We start from the raw sequence: 19,868 nt of genomic DNA on the forward strand, positions 1-19,868 counted from the left end.
TGAGAGAGCTTGGCGGCTCTGGTGGATCAAGAAAACCTGATCCAGGGGCCAGCCAGGGGCCAGAGGGGTCAGGCCGCTTGCGCGGGGCCCTCATCAGGGGCCGAGCCGTCCCCCTCGGACGTTGCCGTGGAATCCTCGGCGGGCCCCTCAGCCCCCTTCTCATCCTTCTTGGGACTGGCCTTGAGCTCGGTGCGAGGCACCGTGGCGATCGTCGACTCTGCCTCGGCGGTCATCAGCTGTGGCAGAACGCTTGTGTACGTATCCGAAGTGATCTGACGGGAGCTGTGGCCCAGCCGCTCCTGCACTACCTTGATGTCGTTCTTCGCGAGCAGCGACAGCGTGGCGTAGCCACAAGTACGCCGTCTTACTCCGCATGGTGCAGCGCCTCCACCAAGCTCGCAGAGAGCCCGGAATCAATGACTTGTTCGCGGGACATCTGGTGAGGTGTCCCGCGGACCTCCCGAGCCGGACTGACGAGGAATACGTCCTCTTTCTGCCCGTAGTCCTTGTCCTTGAGCTCTGATCTGCGGGTCTCTGTCATCGACCGTCTGCTGGCTTCAGGTGTGAAGCCCATCAGCCGAAGCCGCGTGAGGATGGTCCCGACTGTTGAGCGATAGCCGAAGCGGTCAGAGCAGTCGACGTCATCGTCGTCCTGGGGCGGCGCCTGGACCTCCGGAGGGACCTCCTGGTCTGCGGGACTGTTGTTGAGCCGGTCGATGCCGTGTGCCCAGTCGGCCTCCATGTACTTGTCATCTTCTTGGAAGATGGTCAAGAGGCGGGACGGAATCTCGTTCTTGCCTGACAGGATCCGCCGTTCCCCCAGCAGCAGCCGCCACTTGTCCCCCATGAGCCTATCCGTCTCCACGTTGTCACCGGTTTACGGCGATGATGCCAGGGATGTTCGTGGGGTGAGTCCCGCCGACTCTCGAACCACGTGTCCAAAATGACTTCCCCGATGATGCATCGAGGAGCGACCATGAGGTGTGGATCATTACGGGATCTGGGTAGAACCTGACGTCGAGTTACCGGGCAGCGATGTGCGCTTTCCTCCCGTAGAGAACGGGCTTGACTACCTGTGCAGCGTTGTTGACCATCTGGTCAAAGAGTCCAGTGAGCAGGTCAGCGCGCGAGACCTCAAGTACGCAGTTCTGCACCTCCAGGCGGCAGCCGAGGTCCTGCTGAAGGCTCGCCTGCAACGTGAGCACTGGAGTTTGATCTTCAAGAACCCCGGCTCTGCCGTACGGAGTAAGTTCGAGTCTGGGGACTTCGAAAGCTGTACCACTCCCGAGGTGATCGTCCGCCTTCGGGACGTCGTTGGGCTGTCGCTGAAGGACAAGGACATAAAGGCTCTCAACAGCTTGGCCAAGACGCGCAACGCCCTTCAGCACTATGGGTTGACGGCGAGTGGACCGGCTACGGAGGCACGAGCAGCCGAGGTGCTCGACTTCCTCAAGGCCTTCCTTGACGAGCAGCTCTTGTGCGCTCTTGACGAAGATGAGCAGGAGCGAATCGACAAGCACTACATGGGGCGCATCTGCGCCGGTCTCAGTGAGGTTCGCTCCTTTGTGACGAAGCGTATGAACCGGCTGCGCTCGGAGCTCGACGAACGTTCCCCTAGGGTCATTGAGTGTCCCAACTGCTGGCAGTTCGCGCTCCTGGTGGACGGAGAGGCGAACCTGTGTCACTTCTGCTGCATCGACTGGGGGGGGGAAACGTGGCTCAGCGTGTCGCCCGCCTGGAGGGAGAGTTCAGGAGCGCCGAGATTTGTCCTGACTGCGATGTGGAAACACTCGTTCGAGACGTCCGCACGGCCTTCGATCCAGCATCCCCAATTGACCTCTGCTTCAACTGCAGTGAGGAGTTTGAGGGCCTAGTCGAGTGCCGCACCTGCCCGAAGCTGTTTCACCCGAACAACCGTGGCGAGGACACTTGCGATGACTGCGTAAGCGAGAACACCGACTATGAGATGCGGAATTACTACGCGAGGATCAGCAGCCGCGAGGGCTGACTACTCGCTTGTTTGGTGTCTATACCTGAGCCGATGGAACTGTTCAATCCGGCCGGTACACTGATCAACGGCGCGGGGGCGCTGGAGATCTGTGGGTGGTTCACGCATGACGCGCCCCTCACTCCCCAATCCGCTCGAACCGGTCGGACTCCGCCGTGACGGGCAGCCGATCTATCCGATCCTCGGAGCCTCATCCGAGGACGACTCCAACAAGCCCGGTGACGAGGATGGCGCCCCGAACGGCGGTGTCACGCAGGAAGATCTCTCGCGGCTGCTGCCTCGCGAGAAGACCCAGGGCGGCCGGGCGGCTGTGAAGAAGCTGCTCGGCGACCTCGGGTTCGACAGCTCTGAGGTGCTGACCGAGTTCCCTCAGACCGGATCTACCGACCAGAATTTGACCGTGCCGTCCTCGGCGCTGACGGTGATCAGAGTGCGGCCGTCAGCAGTGAACAGGCTCCTCGCTATTTCGGCTCGATGGCCTCGCTTGAGTTTACCTATCGGTGCGGCCGTCTGCACGTCTATCACGAGTACGGCATTGGGATCATATGGGTCTGTAACGGCGACCATTCGTCCATCCTGGCTGAATGTAAGGAAATTTCCGCCAGATATTCCTCCACCATCCAATTTAACCCCCGAGAGGGTATCCCAGAGGCTATACGTTCCGTCTCCGTCGGCCGATCCTACCGCAATGATGCGACCGCTCTCATTGACCACCGATGAACTCGCTTCCCCCAACGTGGCCTCTTTCTGTCGCTTTCCGGTCTCGATGTCCCAGACTTCCCATACCAGATTTATGGCACCGGCACCAACATCCGCCACAGTTACGATCACATCTCCCGACGCTTCGAACGTCACGCTTTGGAGCGTGCAGCGCACGGGTAGAGTGGTTAATTTTTCTTCGGTGCCCGTATCCCATAGTTGCACCTCGCAAGGATTGCTAAGGTTCACGGCCAGGGTGCGACCGTCTGAGCTCAATTCAAGCAGATCAGTACTGGATAACTCTGAAGCTTTGACCCGGAAGGAATTCGTCACCCGGCCGGACACCGTGTCCCATACCTTAATGAGCACATATGGGCCAGCACGAGACTCCGCAGTTGCCAAATGCCTTCCGTCCGCACTGACGGATAAATTGTCCACCCAGCCGGTCCGTAAGGTCTTCAGTAGTTTCCTCTCTGGAAGGCTCCACAACCGCGTTTCCCCGGTACTTCCATGCATTCCCACGAGTAAGGCCCCGTTGTCACTGATGTCCACCAATCCGGGATGGCGAATGAGCAGGGTCGCCCAGGAAGAATCCTTGGGCGTGCTGTGCACCAGAAACCAGCCTGAGAGGGCGAGTGCGAGAGTAGCGGCCACGGCGATCGCCACCTTGCGGGCTCTTTTCAACGGTCCCGGCGTATAAGGCTGCTCCACCAGTCTTTCCTGTAGCCGGGCATGGCGGAACTGAAAGGTCCCCCCGGACTGCCGCAACAATTCCCGTGCCCTGGCGTCCGCGAGGAACCGTATCGGCCGCCACGGCAGCTGACCCCGCGCCGCGAGAATCAGCGTGGCGAGGGCGAAACGTGGCCAGGCCCGGGTCAGACAGGTGAGCAGGGCCACGGTGATGCCCACCACGCCGGCGATCGTGGCCACTGTCGGCCACATTGGACGGCTCCCGGGGACGATGTCGAGGGCGTAGGAGATGAGGTCGGTCAGGTTCGGCTCGCCGGACCAGCCAGTGAGGACCGCGTTCATGATGTAGCCGGCGACCAGACCGGCGACGACGGCGGGGAAGGCCCCCAGGGCGGCCACGGCTCCCGCCGCCATAGCACCGAGAAGTGCGGACCGGCGGTCCGCGCGCAGGAGCTCGACCGGGTCCGCCTGAGCGGCGCGTACGGGGGCCGCGTCCAGCCAGTTCTGCGCAGCGAGACCGAGGCTCACGACGAGGAAGAGCGCCGCGCCCACAGCGACGACCGCGCAGTAGCTACGGGTCGAGGAGTAGGACCAGCCCTTCCCGACGGAGAGCGCGACGGCTGCGGCCACCATCGCCGTCGTTCCAGGCACACCTGTGATCAGTAGGCCGTACAACATGCCTCGACGCAGCCGGGACGACGAACCGCGCAGGGCGAACGACATCCGTGCGGGTCTGCGAGCCGCTCCGGCGTACCAGGTAATCGTGACAACGACCCCGCTGCCCGCCCCTACGAACACTCCGAACGTGACAGGCCCGGGGGCGCCTGGCAGGTTGGTGGTGTCGGGAAGGCCGGTCCACAGCAGCCAGGCCGTGACTACGGTCATCACCGGTACCGCCACGGCAAGGCCGATGGCGGGCGCGGCCCAGGTCGAGAAGACACGCCCTGGCAGCAACCACCACGCGAAGTCGCGTTCTCGCCAGCGATGCAAATAACGCGCGAGAAACGTTAGCCAGCGCAGCGCGTCGGCCGTGTCGGGAGCACTGCGATCGGAGGCGACCGGCTGGCCCGACGGCAGGCGGTCGGGGGCGTAGGCCGCCCGGACCAGATTGTTGAGGAGGTGGTCCTCCACCGCGTGCCGGGAGCGGAACGTATGGGGGTCCAGCATTTCCCCCGGATCGCCGCCGAGCCGTTCGTAGACGACACGCGCAAGGGAGACCATCAGGGGTGTGGTTAGCGCAGTCGCCACCGGGGTGTCCGACGGCGACCGTAGTTGCGCGTGGACGCGGCTCCAGTCCACGCCGGGAGGCCAGTGCACACGGGACAGGTAGGCGATGGCGGCTTCCGCGGGAATGGGCGCCACCTCCACCACCGGGGAGCGCCGCAGTGTGTGCAACTCCGCTGTCGGGGTGGGGGAACCCGCCGTGATCACATCCTCGTACTCGGCGGACCGGCATGTCACGACGACCGGACGGTCCTGCCCGACGGCGTGGTCGATGGCCTTCACGGCACTCCGACGCGCCGCCTCCGCGATTTCGTCCAGTCCGTCGATGATCGGCAGCAGCAGTCCGTGCGCCAGGAGCAGCCGTGGTATCTCACGCTGACCGCCGTAGTACGTCGCGGCCACCGTCCGCACGGTCCAGTCGTCCAAGGGCTCGCGGACGGGGTCCCAGTCGGCGGGTACCAGCAGCACGGGCACGCGCTCCCCCGCCCCGCGTGCGCCGAGAAGGCCCAGAGTCAGCAGCAGGGCGAGCACGGTTTTGCCCGCGCCCGGTTCGCCGAGGATGACCAGACGCCCGCTGGGCACTTGACCGTAGGCTTCGGCCAGTGTCCGGGAGCTCTCGTCGAGATTTCCGTTCAGTTGGCCGGCCAGGCGCAGCCGCAGCACGCGGGTCGGGCCTGGCAGCTGCCCGAGGACATGCTGCGGAGCGTCCCCGACCGGCCGTCGTGTGGTCGCCCACGCGAGAGGCAGCACCCCGGCACGGCTCAAGCCGCGCGCTACCGCCTCCTTCTGCCAGTCGGCGCGGACCGTCGCGGCCAGGTCGTCGGCGCGCTGGGCCGTGTCCAGCGGGGTCGTTCCGTCCGCGCGGAGGCCGTCCGCCAGCGGGAGCATCAGGCCGACCACCGTGAAGAAGAGGCCCAATACGCCGGCCCATGAGCTGTTCGTCTCCAGGTTGCCCAGCGACATCCAGAACACGAACACCATGAAAGCGACTGCCAGCACTGCGAGCAGGACCAGACGGACGCCCCGGTGCTGCCGTGTGGAAAGAGGCGACATGCCTCTACATTAGGGAATGGACAGCTATAGCGGCATTAGTTTGCTTGAGGTCTCATAAAAGGATCATGGGCGGGCCTGCTTGAGGCGTCTCCAGCAGCCGAGTACTCGCACATCGCGAACGGCCGAATCTTCACACCAGTCACGCCCGAACAGGGCACCTCAACAAGATCGTGTTGCGAGCTCATATGGGGCGCTGGTCCAATTCGTGCGGTGGGCTTACCGACGGCGAGGGCAGTGGCCTGTGGTGAGAGGGTTGCGATCTGTCAGCCGCCTGGGGAGAGGCGCAAGACCTGCCTATGTGGGAGCTTGGGCGCTGCCCCTCTACAGAGTCACTCCCGAGGTCATTTTGGCGCAGTCTTCATTGGTCGCATATACGGTCCGCTTATCCATAGTGCACTGATGGTACTTCTCGGGAATCTTCACCGTGGCCCCCTGATTGGATGAACTCCACGCTAGAAGTAGCACGGTAGCGAGCATTGCGAGTCCTAACGCTAACGTAACTCCAGCCTTCTGGCCACCTTCGCGGCGCCACACAGGATGCAAGTCGCCAGGGTTTTTGACGTTCTGATCTTTGTCTCTATGAGATGGGCACTCACGCACGTAACGGGCCTCTTGTCGCCGCTCACCAAAAGCGATATGTGAATTGTTTGCCCAGTCTTTATTAGTGTGGGTGCTATAGAAATTTTGCTGCCGTCGTAACGGAGCGCGGGGACCGGGGCGGTAGAGGGGGCAGACTTGATGTCGAGCAAGTTTACGATTTGAGCTTCAAAATTGAACTCTAGCGAACCTTCCCCTGACGCAAAATCTGATTGAATAATATCTCGACGCCCCTTGTTTTTGAGGCCAATTTCCACCATTCGCGGCTTAATGATGGGTCGCCCTCTATCCATTACGGTCACCCGTTGTGCGGCGCCTTCATGAATTAGTGAAACGTTGGCTGTGGGCACCCATAGGAGGGCCCGTTTCGGCTTTGCCACGTAAAGTGCTGCCCATATAGTCAGGAGGACACCCACAGAGGAGATCACGCCCGCTATAACGGTGTTCCACATGTCCACTGAGCCGACGTAGCTCTCAGCTGTGTCCATCTTCGCCCCCGAGGGTCCCATGTTCGTGCTGGCCAGGGGGACAGAGTAGAGCCACGAAGCGGACCGAGCGGAGGGTTTACAGAGTCTAGCGGAGCTTGGGGCGGGAACCTCGTTGTGTCTGAACTCGACTAAGCTGCGCGTAGACGTCTGGCCTGCGGACATGGCTACAGAGGCTCCGCCCCGAGTAGAGGGGCCGAGCCTCTGCGCGTTGGAATGGAAATCCGCTGCGTGAGGGTTCTATCCCCCTTGGCTGAACTGGGCGGACGCGGCTGCTGCTGCGGAAAGCATCCAACTCATCGACCCCCAGGGGTCATTGAGGGGCCACAAGGACAGGAACAGAACGACAAGCACTGCACAGGGCTGACACGAATCAGCACGTCTGACCTGCAAGAACGGCGTGAACCGGCAATGATCGGCAAGGGCCGCCAAGATCCCCAATGGGCTCATAATCCGCCGGCCGTGGGTTCGAAGCCCACCCGCCCCATCTGTGGAGGCTCCTGAACTGCGGAAACGTCTCAGCGGGCTGGCGGATTCAGGGGTTTGGGGCAACGGGACTGAATCCGCTGCTCGCCACGCCTTGTGCACAGTCAGGAACCCGACGCCGTACTTGCGTTGAAGAGCACGGCTCGACAGACCAGCCTTCACATCACGGCGGATCGCCGCGTACAGATCGGCCCTCGACTTCGGCAGCACCCGGGCCCCTCGTCGTGCAGAGCGCGCAACCATGGTTCCGAAGCAAGCAACCCAGTGGCTCTTAAAACTCGGCTCTGGCGCAAAGATCTGTGCCAGAGCCCACTTCTAGTCGACATTTCCGACCTGAGTGATCGCGCACGACTCCTATCCTGCTGAAGCCCGACTGGCCAGCTGCTTAACATTTCTGAGAGGGGCACCATTCCTACCGGAGCGGTGGAACCCGGTGCCTACCCGAGGCGACACTTGGGTTGTCGGCTTGCCCGCCCTCAGTCACGGAAGGCGAAGCGGTCTGCCGACTTTGTCGGCAGACCGTGAAGAAGGATCGAGCTCAGGTCGGCAATTCGGGCTGCAGCGCTGCCGAGACCATGTCGAAAAGTCCCCAGTATCCTTCGACCCAGCTGCTGTCCGGCAAGCCGGTTTTGGTGTTTACATGAGTGAAGGCCTCCACGCCGACCCAGCCCTGGAACTCTCCGGCGTCGTCGATGATCTGCAGCATGGGGCGGGGGTGGGAGTTGTAGGGGTAGCAGGTCTCCCCCTGGGCCAGGGACTGGCACCAGTACTCCTCGGTGTTGCGGCGGCCGCCCCCGATCTCGCCGATATAGCGGACGCGGTCTTTGTCAGTGCCGGAGCAGGAGGTGTTCGGTTGGAGCCAGCCCATACACTGGCCACTGGCGCACGGCTTCCACGGGTTCGAAGCCGGCCCGAAGGTCCACTTTCCGCCCGCCCCCTCCCGGCCTACGATGCCTGTCCGGGTGGCGGGATCGGGCGACGACGCCTTGGCCACGACAAACGCGCCCCGGTACGGTTCAGCGTTATAGCGCGGGTCTTTGACGAGTTGGCTCATGGTCGCCCGGCTCGTGCGATCCAGCGGGGCGTTGCTGCCGTAGCCGACGCCAAAGTTGGCATATGTGGAGAAGGTGCCCTGAGCGGGGATCTGAACGTTGTTGCCGTAGGCTCCGTAGAAGGTGGGGCTCGTGATGCGGGCTGCTCGCCCACTGGCCAGCCCTGTGGTGATGTTCCAGCGTTCGGTGATCGGCTGTGCCAAGGCGGTGCCGGCGGCGTTTTTGGTCCAGGCCACGGCGAGCTGCCCGTCCGAGGTGTAGTCGAAGGTGCCCTGGTAGCCGCCGGTCGGGTCGCCGGTGAATCCGTCGACCGTGCGGATCGCGCAAGTGGGGATGTTTCCACCGCAGTCCGCAGTCATCGTGTCCATCCGCTGCGGCTGTTCCCGTTGATTCCAGGCCCAGTAGTTGGTAGTCACCGTGCCGTTGGTCTGGAAGGCGTAGTACCCGATCCGGACCCAGTTGCGGTAGTTGTTCTTTGCTGCGAGGTCCAGGTAGCCGAGGGAGACAACCCAGTTCGACTTACCTCCGGGCAGCGGCGTGGCTGCTTGGGCGGGGGGCGCTGTAACAACAAGGGCCGCCAGAAGAGCCATGATCGCTGGCAGGATGCTTGTAACCCATGTGCCGAGCGCTCTCGCTCTGTTCCTCATCAGGCTTCCTCCTGTAGAAATTTCTCGGGTCGCAACCCCGACGCTTCTTATTACCCGGAGGGGCCGCGTTCGAGCCCTCCGGCTAAGGGCTTGCAGATCATCAAGGTGTTGCTTCCCGTCCCATGGCTCGTTGATGTGGTATGCGCATCCCGGACGAGATCTGTGCCCAACTCACCATGAAGTTCGGGGTGTTGTTCCCGCATCTGGATGAGCGGCAACGACGGCTGCTGATGGCCGCAGAGGCCCGTGCGCTGGGACACGGTGGCGTTCGGGCCGTCGCGCGGGCGGCCTCGGTGAGTGAGACCACGGTCCGCAAGGGCGTGTCCGAGTTGGAGGCCGGCGAGGAGCCTCTGGGGCGAGTGCGGAGGCCGGGCGGAGGCCGCAAGAAGGTCGCAGATCTCGATCCGGGGCTGCGGTCGGCTCTCCTGGCGCTTGTCGAGCCGGACGAGCGAGGCGATCCGATGTCGCCGCTGCGGTGGACGGTGAAGTCGACCCGCACGCTGGCGCGGGAGCTCGCTCGGAGCGGACACAAAGTCAGTGCGGACACCGCGGCGGACCTGCTGCGGGAGGAAGGCTTCAGTCTGCAGGCCAACGCCAAGACCATCGAGGGAAGCCAACATCCTGACCGAGATGCCCAGTTCCGCTATCTCAACGAGCAGGCCCGTGATCACCGGGACGCTGGCCAGCCGGTGATCAGTGTGGACACCAAGAAGAAGGAGCTCGTCGGCGAGTTCAAGAACAACGGCCGCCAGTGGCGGCCTGCGGCTGATCCGGCGCCGGTGAACGTCCATGACTTCGCCGACCCCCAGCTGGGCAAGGCCGTCCCGTACGGGATCTACGACCTCGCGGCGAACACCGGCTGGGTCAACGTGGGCACCGATCACGACACCGCCGCATTCGCGGTGGAATCGATCCGCCGCTGGTGGTGCGGCCAGGGCCGGGTCGCCTACCCGCAGGCGACGCGGCTGCTCATCACCGCCGACGCGGGCGGCTCGAACGGCTACCGCACCCGGGCCTGGAAACTCGAACTCGCCCGGCTCGCGGCCGAAACAGGACTGACGATCACCGTGTGCCACCTGCCGCCGGGCACATCGAAGTGGAACAAGATCGAGCACCGGCTCTTCTCGCACATCACCATGAACTGGCGCGGCCGCCCGCTGACCAGCCATGAAGTCATTGTCCAGTCCATCGCCACGACCACCACCTGCACCGGACTGCGTGTCATGGCCGAGCTGGACACCAACGTCTGCCCCACCGGAGTCCAGATCGGCGACGCGGAGATGGCGTCCCTGCCACTGACCCGACACGCCTTCCACGGCGACTGGAACTATGCCCTGCACCCCCAGCCCTGCCCAGCCATCCCAGCACCCCGGGCTCCGCACAAGCCGGCCCCGGAGTGGGACCACGCTTTCCTGTCTGACCCCGCCCTGACCGGCATGTCACGGCAGCAACTGAGCGATCTCACCGACACTTTGGCCCTCCACGGCGACGTCAAGCGCGGCCGCCCGCCCCGGCTCGCCTTCCCCGACCAGGTCCTGGCAGCCGTCCTTCACCTGCGGGCTGCCCTGGCCGCGGAGCCCCTCGCCGTGCTGTTCGACAGCAGTCGAACCGCTATGCACCGCACCCTGCTGAAGATCAGGACGCTGCTGAAGGCGCACAGCATCGTCATCCCGCCGGCGGCCACTCCGCCCTCTGCCCTCACAGCGCTCCAGGCTCGGGTTCGAGCCCTGAGCAGCGACACCAGCAGCATGATCAAGACAACGTGTTAATGATCTGCAAGCCCTTAGCTTGTTTTTTATGGTTTATGAGCTTTGAGCTGATTACGTTCGGCGATGCTTTCTGGGCGCCTGGTCGATTTGCCCACGTCGTAACGGGTGGCGGGTCGCCGGTTCTTCGAGCCGAGTGGGCATCCTGGCCCGGGAGCTGAGGGTTTGGGTGCACGGGCAGGACTGTGCAGGTGGGGGCGGAGGTTCCTGAACCCCCGTCGGACGCGAGCGGGGGTGAGCCGGGCGGGTTCAACCCGCTTCTCCCAGGGGCGGCGGAGATCGGCTGCGGCCTCGCGGGTGAGCCGGAGCTGGGTATGCGCTGCGATCACGAGCCACGTCCACCGATCCGCGGCCTCAGGGCTGCGGAGCCTGGGACGTGTCCAGCCGAGCGTCTGCTTTACGAAACGGAAAGTGTGTTCCAGGTCGAAGCGCCTCAAGAACGCTTGCCACCGCAGATCGACGTCCTCGCCGTTCATGCCGGTCTTGGAGGACCACAGCCAGACCGGCAGCGGGTCGTGACCGCCGGGCAGATGGTCGACCTGGAGGCGGATCAGGGTGCCCTCGATGATGGGGAGTTCGCCGTCGTGGTCGATCCACGCGGAGCGGGTGGTGAGCCGGGGGTGGATGCGGTTCCAGGCCATCGCCATGGCGGTGCCGTAGCGGTCGGTGACCTGCACGGTCTCCGCGTCGGGCTCGCCCCACGTATCGGGCTTGGCGAAGCGGAACTCCTTGCCGTGTTTCGGCGGTCGCCCGCCCTGGGGATAGGCCAGGGCGTACTCCTTGAGTGAAGGTGTCGGCCGTCGCATGACACGGTCCGCACGCATCCGCCCGAGGACCTCGATGGGAAGGCCGTCGAGGAGGTAGGCCATGCGCGGGGCGTCGTAGCCGGCATGGAACATGACCAGAACGTCCTCGTCACCGTCCTCCCACTGCCCCTGGGCGATCAGGTCGGTGACGACACGGCGGACCTGGGCTGCGGTGACTTCGGCGACATCGCCGTCGGGGCCGAGCCGGACCGCGTCCAGCAGCTGGCACCACGACGTCCACCCGGTCTCCAGCGCGGCGACGAACGAGTACGGCCAGCCGGGGATGAACTGGTCGCTGGAGCGTCCCGAGCGTCCGTAGACATGGCAGAACAGCCGGTCCGGGCTGGTCGGCGCGCCGGGCCGCAGCCACGCGGAGACATCGACGGCCAGGACCAGGCGCCCGTCGGCGGCCTTGGGCTGCGGCAGCATGGCCAGTGCCTTGCGCAGCCTGTCCGCGTCGATGCGGCCCTGGTTGAGCGCGTCGCGCAACGCGCCGTGCCCACGCCGGTGCTCGGCCAACAGCGTCAGAGCGACCGGCGAGGTCACCGGTCCGTCCCCGTAGAGCATCGCGTCCGTGAGCTCGAACAGCGTGTCACCGCGCCGGGTCAGACATGTGTAGAGGTCCTCTCGAAAGTGGGACGTGAAGCCGAATGCCTCGTCCCGGGCATCGTGGTGCAGCAGACTCACCCCTGCGGCCTTTGTATGAGTGCGGTTCTGTGACGGGACCACAGCACCATGGCCTCGTGCATGGCGGGCAGCGTCTCGTAGTCGCGCACCAGGCGACGCGAGCGCATCAGCCAGCTCAGCGTTCTTTCCACCACCCACCTGCGCGGCAGCACCACGAACCCCGTGGTGTCGTCGGAGCGTTTGACGATCTCGAGCGTGAGGTGGAGGTTCTCGGCCGCCCAGTCGACCAGGCGCCCCGCATAACCGCCATCCGCCCAGATGAGCCGGACGGAGAAGTACAGCCTGCGCAGTCGTTCCAGCACAGGCACTGCGGCGTCCCGGTCCTGCACGTTCGCTGCGGTCACCGCGACGCCCAGGACCAGGCCGAGGCAGTCCACCACCAGGTGCCGCTTGCGCCCGCCCACCCTTTTGCCGCCGTCCCAGCCGGACGTGGAGCGCGGGATGTTCGCCGCTGCCCGCAGTGACTGCGAGTCCACGATGGCGGCCGTCGGGTCCGGCGAACGAACGCAATGACCCTGACGGTGACCGCGTTCGGGGTGGCGATCCGAGGCCATGGCGTGAATCACATGGACCCCGCCACCACCGAGCGATCTGTTCGTGGCGACCTATCCGTGTGGGCCCTCGACTTCGGCGCACAGGATTCGCTGCGCGCCGTCGCTGAGCCAGAAGGTTGTTCCAGCATGGTCGACGATCCGCATCTTGGCTGCACCGCGGGGCAGGACGGGTTCGAGGACTGCGCCTGTCCCGAGATCGAACAGGCGCTGTCTGCCCTTCCATTCGCCGGTCGCGAACACCGGTGTGAGCAGTACGTAGCGCCCCGAGGACGTGACCTTGCCGTTGATGGCGTGCTTACCCGGCAGGCGCTTCCATCCCGATTGTTGATAGAGCGGCTCGGTGACCGTCCCGTCCGGCGTGACACGGGTGATGGTGAAGAAGTCGGCCCCGTACTTGCGCACGCTCGAGGCGTCCGAGCCTTCGACGCAGACCAGCATGCTGCCGCCGTGGCCGACCGCATCACCGATGATGCAGCCGTCGACCGATACGTCGGGGCTCTGGTTCGGTTCGTCGTCGCCGAATCGGTCGACCGGAAACCCGTCCGGGCCGAGAGTCCCGATCCGCGTCCATGACGCGCTCGTCTCGCCGATGCGCAGGAACGCGAGGTATCGCGGGTTGCCAGTCCCGATCGGCTCATCGAGCACGACCACGTGCTCGGCCGCGAGTGCTCCTCGGCTCGCGTGGCCGGTCACCCGCGGCCGCTGCCCGTGTTTGGCGAAGCGATGCAGCACATCGTCGCCGACGATCGCTATCTCACGCCGCAACCGCAGATCGGTTCCATACACCCGCAGCGTGCCGGCATCGGCGATCACGCCGAATACGCCGTCGTCGAGCAGCACCGGCGCCGGGGCGTCATAAGCGTCGAACGGGTCACCCAACTCGTCGAGCACCACCGTCTGAACCACCTGATCGGCGATCGACACCAACGCGTACCGGGCACCGCCGTCCCACCACACGACTGCGTAGAACACTCCGACACCGGATACCAGACACGACCCTGCCCGTATCGGACCGCCCACCTTGTCCGGCAGCCTGAACTCGGCCGTCTTCGCCAGTCTCACGGAGCACCCTCTCGATTGTCGGACGGGTAGGCCTCGGGCACGTCGTGTCACGTGTCCCTACTCGCTCCCGGATCTTGTCGATGATCTACGGTTTCGTCCACCTGCTGGTCGCCTCGCCCGAACATGCCGAAGGCCCGTAAAGTGAGCTTCACCGCCGCGCTCGCGGCGGGCGGTTACGTGACCCGCGAGCAGGTGTACGAGATCGGGAACTACCCCGACAGCCGATCCCTAAAGGGACTCACCAGGTCGATCAACCGGATGGTTGGCGAGATGCGGGGCAGCGGCGAAATCCCCACCGACGCGGTCAACCCGTTCGTGCCGGCGTACGACCCGGCAACCGGCCGGGCAGTCGGCTTCCGGGTCCCGCCGGAGATCGTCGCGCTCGGTTAGGCCGGTGCCACCCCAGACGATGGGCAGCCGTCGGTGTTCGTGCAAAACGCCGACGGCTGCCCATCGCTTTATCCGTTCGCGCCCGACCCGGCGACGCGCAGCGGCCGGTAGCCGTCGGTGTCCAGCTGGGCGAGTTCGCCGTCGATGTCGACCGAGTGCGTGCCGTAGAAGTGCACGTTCTCGTGGTGGGTCGGCCAGATATGCGCCAGGACCTCGTCGTCGACCTGGCGGCCGGTCCGGCGCAGGGCGGCCACGCCGAGGCCGTGGTACTCGGTGGACCAGCAGACGATTGCGTTGGTGGCCAGAGTGAGGCACCACATCTGCTCGGTCTGCTGCTCATGGTGCCGGCGCCGGAGCGCTCCCTCACCGGCGTACGCGAGAGAGCGGCGCAGGGCGTGCAGGTTCTCGCCCCGGGAAACCCCGAAGCCGCGCCAGTTCCTCCGCCGAGAACACATCCTGAGTCGCCACGAACCCACCGCCTGAGCATCGACCGTCACCAAACGGACGGCACGCTAGGGCTCGCAACAGAGTTTGATCAACCCTCAGACGCCATCCGCTTTCCGAACGTGATCGTTTGGTTTGGGCTGGATGGGCATGAACTCCGGCTGGCGGCGGGAGAGATGGGCGTGGTTCGTCCGTTCGTCTCGCTTGTGGAGGTGGCTGGTGCCGTCGGTGCTCGGTCTGCTGGAGGCCCGGGAGAAGAAGGTCCGGGAAGAGGTCGCGCGGTTGCGGGAGGAGGCCGAGCGGGTGCAGGCCGCCCTCGGCGAGGCGGAATGCGCACTTCAGCGTCTTGCGGATGCCCGTGTGACGGTGGCCGAGGTGCTGGCCGAGCCGCCGTGTGCGGTCGTGGAGCCGGTAGGGAGCGCGGTGGCGGGGGCGGTGGTGCCGCGACGGGCCGAGGGGATGCCGGCGTCGGTCCTGCCCGCGGAGTACCAGCGGATCATGTCCGTGCTGGAGTCGGCTGCGGGCCGGGAAGGAATGCGGTGCCAGCAGCTGGCCGCGGCCCTGGGCCTTCAGGCGGTCCCGGCGAAGATCGAGGGTCTGCGATCGAAGGCAAAACGCCTGGTGGAACGAGGGTGGGCGCTCCAGACGCGGCCGGGGGTGTTCACCCCGCTCGGGACGCCGGCCGGCTGAAGGCTGCGGGGCGGCGGCCGGCCAGGCGGCTGCTCATGAGCATGGTCATGGAACGCATGCTCATGCGAGGGCCGTCCGCCTGTCCCGCAAATGCCCAGGTGGGTGAGCCTGTACGACGCGCTGTTCGAGGTCACCCGCCAGCTGGCGAGCGAAGAAGACCAGGCCGGGGCGGGGCACTATGGCCGAGTGGCTACCGCAGAGACTCCAGCCACCCGCAGGCTGCGGGCGAGGAGTTCCATCTCGGGAAGGGTTCCCGAGAACTCCCCGGCCAGCACGCGTCTCAGTTCGGCCTTGGCCTCGGTCAGGCCAAGGCCGAGTTCAGCCCGCAGCACTCGCATGATCGCGATGCTCATTCCCTGTGGGGAAGTTACCCGCAACCTCGTCGCTCCGTGCTCGGAGAGCAACTGATCGCGGAGGTCAGCCGGCAGTACGCCATCGCACACAGCCACCGCGAACCCACAAGCCGAGCAGATGACCTCAATGTCCCACCGCAAAGAGCCGCCCACCAGGGCCTGGACGCCACAGCACTCCAGCCGGGCACCGCAGTCCTGGCATACCGCCGAGTACTTGATGGACTCCAACACTGCCTGCCCCATCCCCACCTCCAACACAGCGAGGTTAAACGACAAGATTAGGGTCTGTTGCGAAAGTGCAGGTCGCAGCTACTCATTGAGGCGACCGCTGTTGACAGGCCATTTCGTCTGCCACCTGTACAACGAGAGGCCATACCGCTGGGCAACCGACAGCTCTAGGGAGTCGGCATCCCGAATAGGAGGACGGTCACCAGTATGGCCATCGGGATGGCGAGGGCCACCGCCAGTCCGGCAAGGCAGCCCCAGACCGTCAGTCGAGCACTGGTTCTCGCGTAGTCATCGCTCTTCGGCACGTCCATATCCAACAGTGAGAAACACCGACTTTCTACCTTCATAGGCACGTGCCCCTGGGACTTCCAGGTGAAGGTGCTGGTCACAGCCACTCGTTGGGTCCGGCTCGCGGCGGAAGCCCTGCGGGCAACCACCTATGCTCAGCTGATTAGCGGGGTGGATCCCGCTGAACTGACCGGCGCTGAGGTGTATCCACTCGGGTGGAGTGAGCCCGGCTCGCTGGAGTGGGGGCGTCCCTGGTACGACGGCCTCACACAGTTCTTCGAGGCTGCGGCCAGGGCCGACGACGCGATGCTCGTCTGGCTGGACTGACGGACCGCGACGGCGGAGATCTCAGCTTGGGAAGCTGTGGGGGCCGCCTCCTTGATGCTTGCCGCTGGGTGTGACGGACCGTCTTCCGTCGAGGCTAGGGTGGGTGCATGTCTGTGAACATCCATCTCTACTTGGACATCACGAAGCTTGCCTGCGCCGAGGAAGCCGACGCAGTGGGGGTGACAGTGGAAGAGGTCTTCAAGGAGCACGGAATCGATTCGTGGATGTACGTGGGCGTTTTTCATGATCCGCCTAAGGTCCTGACGAGCAGTGAAAACGGACCGATCATCATCAGCGGGTTCGCAAAGTGGTCCGAGCAGTTCGAGTCCGACGTGACCCAGTCGATCCGTGCCACTGCGCCCGAGGCTCACATCGACTTGGAGTGGGGATACCCGGACGAGGGGTGATGCGGCGTGACTGATCGGGTTCTCCGGACGTCCAGGCTGTGAGTTTCAGCCGCGCTTCCTGAGGCTGTGCATGAGGTCTTTCATGTCCTTGATCAGGAGTGGTTCGAGTTCCGGGGGAGTAGGGGCCGGGGGCAGGTCTCCGAAACTCCGGGTAGACGTCGCCAGGGTGAACTTGGCTCTGCCGTCGAGCGCGTTCAGCTGCATCCAGTGCGAGCCGTCACCGAAGTCATGGGTCATCAGATAGGCGTGGTCCGCGAGGTCGGGAACACGATGAACCTCGGTCGCTCCGCCACCATCGCCTGCCGCGGAGCGCTTGCTGGTGCCTGCCCGCCGGGCCTCGAATTCGGCCGTCAGGTCGCTCTGCTTGTGCAGGACGACCGAGAGCTCGAGCTGAGCGCTGTGGGTGGCTTTTCCGAACGCCCCAGCTTGCCGCAGCAGCCCGCCGTGTCCATGGCGGGGTGCTGCGTCACCGAGGACAGCTAGTCCGGGGATGTGGCGAACCGGCTGCTCAGGCCCGGCCAGAGGGTCTTGTCGCACAGCTTGTCTGTAACGCGATACCCGACCACCGTGTCCGGCGTGTCGGCGGCGCCGACCGCCTAGTAGGACTCCGTTAGCTCTCGGCAGTCGAGCTCAACAAGGTCGCGGCTGCAACCCAGAGGCGGTCTCGTCCGCCGCCTTGCCCGTATTCCGGTGTGCGCGGCGGCGGTTCCTTGTGGGTCAAGCGACCGGCACACTCAGCGACCGGGCCGGGCTACCGTGGGCCCGCCCTATGGGGCTGGCACTGGCCGTGGCGGTCGCGCATGACTCACCCGCAGGGTGACCCTCGCTTGATGCAGCGTCAGCTTGAGACGGTGCACGACTGACAAAGTTCCTTGCACGGATGGCAAAGTCCGAAGCCCACGATGATCCTAAAGTCCGCGGACGGGGCCAGAGTGTCGAGCCTCGCCCCTGTCAGTTACCTACGAACTGGAGAACCGTGAACAGAGACCGTTTCAAGATCGGTGCCATCGGTGCCATCACCGGCGTGATCTCGACGCTGCTGGTTGGTTTGACCGCGAGCCCTGCCTCGGCCGCCATCCACGAGTGCAACACCGCCAAGATCTCGACGTCGTCCTCAAGCATCCCCAGCGGGCGGTATCTCTACCTGCCTGCGTTCCAACGCAATGGGGGCGCCGACTTCTACTGCTGGATGGCCAAAGGATCCGACAGCTCCGGAGTCAGAGCGCTTCAGGCGGCGATCAACCATTGCTACAACCACATCCCTAATCTTGTGCCCGATGGCATCTACGGGGACGCCACCAAGGCAGCGGTACGCGCTGTTCAGACGCAGCACCGAATCCACGTAGACGGCGAGTACGGCCCCGATACCTACGCGGCCATGCTGCTTCCGTTGTACCGAACCGTCGACAATCAGTTCTCCGGCACCTGCGTCTAAGGCTTGTCCCGTAACCGATCTTGAACGTGGTGGGGGAAAGGTCGGCTGCGGTGTCGCCCGATGGTCTACCCGGCGAGGGTGAGGTTGTGCAGGCGCGCGATGCCAAGGATGGCGTGGTGGACGCCGTCGCCTTTGAGTCGGCAGTCGCGCAGGATCTTCCAGTCCTTCATGCGGGCGAAGGTGTGCTCAACTCGGGCCCGGACCTGTTTGTGGCTCCGGTTGTGTTCTTCTTTCCAGGTCGGGAGTTCCTCGCCTTTGCGGCGGCGGTGTGGGATGACCAGCTCGGTCCCTTGGTAGCCGCCGTCGGCGATGGTCATGGTGTTGCCCACGGCGGCCTTGGCGCCGGATTCCTCCCAGCCGCGGGAATCGTGCCGGTTGCCCGGCAGTGGCCGGCCAACCACAACGACCCGGCGGGTATAGGTGTCGATGACCACCTGGTGGGCCGTGGAATAGCGATAGTTCTTCGACTGCTCCGCCACCGTGTGGTCGCGGGTGGGGACCAGCGTGCCGTCAACGATCAGCACGGTGTCATTGCGGAACCGCTTGCGCGGCTGGAGCGCGAGCAGCGGACCGAGGTGGTCAATGATCCGGTCCGCGGCCGACTTCGAGACGCCGAAAAGCGGGGCAATCTGGCGCATCGTCAAGTTCGTCCGCCAGTAGGCGGCGACCAGCAGAATACGGTCCTCGAGCGGGAGCCCCCAGGGCTGCCCGCGCTGGAGTTCGACAGAGGTCTCGCGCCGTACGGCGGTCACCAGCTTGCCGAAGCAGCGCGGGCTCAGCCCGGTGAAGGGGCCTATCCAGGACGGCACCGACGCCGTGATCACTGCAGTCACGTCAAGATCGTTCCACCAGGGGCCGACCGGGACGGGCACGGGTCAAGTACGGAGCCCGAGGTGCCGGTCCAGTTGACTGCGCAGACGCGCAGAAGCCCCCCCGGAGAGTCCCGAGTTGTCGCACCTCTGCCGCTGCTAGTTCCGTCCGTCCTGCCAGCGCGAGCACAGCGGCATAAGGTCGTTCGCCTTCGGCGAGCTTGGCCGCCACGGCGTCACGAACGGCTCGCAGCACTGTGTGGTCCGCGCTCGGATGCGTCGCCAGCAGGCGAAGGAGCCCGTTGTCGTTCCAGGTGCTGTCTTGGGCCGCGCTCAGTTCCAGCAGAGTGCCAGGCGTCGTGGAGGGATTGGCGGCCAGAGCCTGCCAGACGAAGGGGTACGGACAATGTGAGAGTCGATGCAGGACAGAGCTGTCGCTCTCGGCATGCGCCAGTTCGAGGTAGTCGGCAGGCGTGTGCACGGACATGGCCCCTCAGGATCGTCGGGGCGTTCATCCTGCCATCAGGGCTCGGTCGCCGGCGTGCGGGGGCGCTGATCCCAACCGGTTCGAAGATCGCTTACGGGACTAGGGCCTGTGTGACGTTGTGATCATCCAGTTGCCTCCAGCAGGTCGTTGATCCAGATCATTGAGGCACGGAGGTGGAGGCCGGCGATGTAGCT

The 19,868-nt window shown here is 64.9% G+C and carries 18 protein-coding genes; 7 read left to right on the top strand and 11 right to left on the bottom strand.

Annotation, left to right across the window (positions count from 1 at the left end):
- Positions 1-364 precede the first annotated feature (364 nt).
- Positions 365-847, bottom strand: coding sequence for a hypothetical protein (locus tag ACZ5VD_RS33645; RefSeq protein ID WP_468684383.1), 483 nt, complete (start codon positions 845-847; stop codon positions 365-367).
- Between the two features lie 136 nt (positions 848-983).
- Here ACZ5VD_RS33645 and ACZ5VD_RS33650 point away from each other — a divergent pair, with 136 nt between their 5' ends.
- A complete protein-coding gene (locus ACZ5VD_RS33650; protein ID WP_468684384.1) occupies positions 984-1,874 on the top strand; it encodes a hypothetical protein in 891 nt (296 codons plus the stop codon).
- Positions 1,875-2,377: 503 nt separating this feature from the next.
- On the opposite strand, the gene ACZ5VD_RS33655 is transcribed toward ACZ5VD_RS33650, so the two are convergent.
- The 3 genes from ACZ5VD_RS33655 to ACZ5VD_RS33665 all read right to left on the bottom strand — a co-directional run bounded on the left by ACZ5VD_RS33655 (position 2,378) and on the right by ACZ5VD_RS33665 (position 8,884).
- Positions 2,378-5,674, bottom strand: a complete 3,297-nt coding sequence (locus ACZ5VD_RS33655) for a hypothetical protein (RefSeq protein ID WP_468684385.1) — start codon at positions 5,672-5,674, stop codon at positions 2,378-2,380.
- A 491-nt stretch (positions 5,675-6,165) separates the two neighbouring features.
- Entirely contained in the window at positions 6,166-6,759 is a 594-nt protein-coding gene (locus tag ACZ5VD_RS33660) for a hypothetical protein (protein ID WP_468684386.1), read from the bottom strand.
- Between the two features lie 1,021 nt (positions 6,760-7,780).
- Complete coding sequence (locus ACZ5VD_RS33665) at positions 7,781-8,884, bottom strand: hypothetical protein (RefSeq protein WP_468684387.1); 1,104 nt, start codon at positions 8,882-8,884, stop codon at positions 7,781-7,783.
- 197 nt (positions 8,885-9,081) lie between these two features.
- On the opposite strand from ACZ5VD_RS33665, the gene ACZ5VD_RS33670 reads away from it, so the two are divergent.
- Positions 9,082-10,710: an ISAzo13 family transposase gene (locus ACZ5VD_RS33670; protein WP_468684388.1), complete on the top strand. Its 1,629-nt coding sequence runs from the start codon at positions 9,082-9,084 to the stop codon at positions 10,708-10,710.
- 26 nt (positions 10,711-10,736) lie between these two features.
- Here ACZ5VD_RS33670 and ACZ5VD_RS33675 read toward each other — a convergent pair whose 3' ends face one another.
- From ACZ5VD_RS33675 to ACZ5VD_RS33685, 3 genes are read right to left on the bottom strand one after another with little or no spacing between them, the layout of a single operon-like run.
- Positions 10,737-12,194, bottom strand: coding sequence for an NF041680 family putative transposase (locus ACZ5VD_RS33675; protein WP_468684407.1), 1,458 nt, complete (start codon positions 12,192-12,194; stop codon positions 10,737-10,739).
- 2 nt (positions 12,195-12,196) lie between these two features.
- Complete coding sequence (locus ACZ5VD_RS33680) at positions 12,197-12,754, bottom strand: transposase (protein WP_468684389.1); 558 nt, start codon at positions 12,752-12,754, stop codon at positions 12,197-12,199.
- Positions 12,755-12,805: 51 nt separating this feature from the next.
- Positions 12,806-13,726, bottom strand: a complete 921-nt coding sequence (locus ACZ5VD_RS33685) for a hypothetical protein (RefSeq protein WP_468684391.1) — start codon at positions 13,724-13,726, stop codon at positions 12,806-12,808.
- 231 nt (positions 13,727-13,957) lie between these two features.
- Here ACZ5VD_RS33685 and ACZ5VD_RS33690 point away from each other — a divergent pair, with 231 nt between their 5' ends.
- A complete protein-coding gene (locus ACZ5VD_RS33690) occupies positions 13,958-14,206 on the top strand; it encodes a hypothetical protein (protein WP_468684392.1) in 249 nt (82 codons plus the stop codon).
- A 68-nt stretch (positions 14,207-14,274) separates the two neighbouring features.
- Here ACZ5VD_RS33690 and ACZ5VD_RS33695 read toward each other — a convergent pair whose 3' ends face one another.
- Positions 14,275-14,661 (bottom strand): Tn3 family transposase, encoded by a 387-nt coding sequence (locus ACZ5VD_RS33695; protein WP_060893353.1) that lies wholly within the window; start codon positions 14,659-14,661, stop codon positions 14,275-14,277.
- 208 nt (positions 14,662-14,869) lie between these two features.
- Between ACZ5VD_RS33695 and ACZ5VD_RS33700 the strand changes: the two genes are divergently transcribed.
- On the top strand, positions 14,870-15,340 hold the full coding sequence (locus ACZ5VD_RS33700; RefSeq protein ID WP_468684394.1) for a hypothetical protein: 471 nt from the start codon (positions 14,870-14,872) through the stop codon (positions 15,338-15,340).
- A gap of 176 nt (positions 15,341-15,516) precedes the next feature.
- Here ACZ5VD_RS33700 and ACZ5VD_RS33705 read toward each other — a convergent pair whose 3' ends face one another.
- Complete coding sequence (locus ACZ5VD_RS33705) at positions 15,517-15,693, bottom strand: hypothetical protein (protein ID WP_240439789.1); 177 nt, start codon at positions 15,691-15,693, stop codon at positions 15,517-15,519.
- A 600-nt stretch (positions 15,694-16,293) separates the two neighbouring features.
- On the opposite strand from ACZ5VD_RS33705, the gene ACZ5VD_RS33710 reads away from it, so the two are divergent.
- Both ACZ5VD_RS33710 and ACZ5VD_RS33715 read left to right on the top strand, forming a co-directional pair.
- Positions 16,294-16,536 carry a DUF1877 family protein gene (locus ACZ5VD_RS33710; RefSeq protein WP_468684395.1) on the top strand — a complete coding sequence of 81 codons (243 nt, stop codon included), beginning with the start codon at positions 16,294-16,296 and terminating at the stop codon, positions 16,534-16,536.
- 107 nt (positions 16,537-16,643) lie between these two features.
- The gene (locus ACZ5VD_RS33715) at positions 16,644-16,943 is read left to right on the top strand and encodes a hypothetical protein (protein ID WP_468684397.1); all 300 of its coding nucleotides are present in this window, start codon (positions 16,644-16,646) and stop codon (positions 16,941-16,943) included.
- 45 nt (positions 16,944-16,988) lie between these two features.
- On the opposite strand, the gene ACZ5VD_RS33720 is transcribed toward ACZ5VD_RS33715, so the two are convergent.
- On the bottom strand, positions 16,989-17,480 hold the full coding sequence (locus ACZ5VD_RS33720) for a hypothetical protein (RefSeq protein WP_468684398.1): 492 nt from the start codon (positions 17,478-17,480) through the stop codon (positions 16,989-16,991).
- A 439-nt stretch (positions 17,481-17,919) separates the two neighbouring features.
- On the opposite strand from ACZ5VD_RS33720, the gene ACZ5VD_RS33725 reads away from it, so the two are divergent.
- Entirely contained in the window at positions 17,920-18,378 is a 459-nt protein-coding gene (locus ACZ5VD_RS33725) for a peptidoglycan-binding domain-containing protein (protein WP_468684399.1), read from the top strand.
- Positions 18,379-18,443: 65 nt separating this feature from the next.
- Here ACZ5VD_RS33725 and ACZ5VD_RS33730 read toward each other — a convergent pair whose 3' ends face one another.
- Complete coding sequence (locus tag ACZ5VD_RS33730) at positions 18,444-19,211, bottom strand: transposase (protein WP_468684401.1); 768 nt, start codon at positions 19,209-19,211, stop codon at positions 18,444-18,446.
- Positions 19,212-19,868: the final 657 nt, after the last annotated feature.

This window comes from Streptomyces sp. NPDC032822, assembly GCF_055578825.1.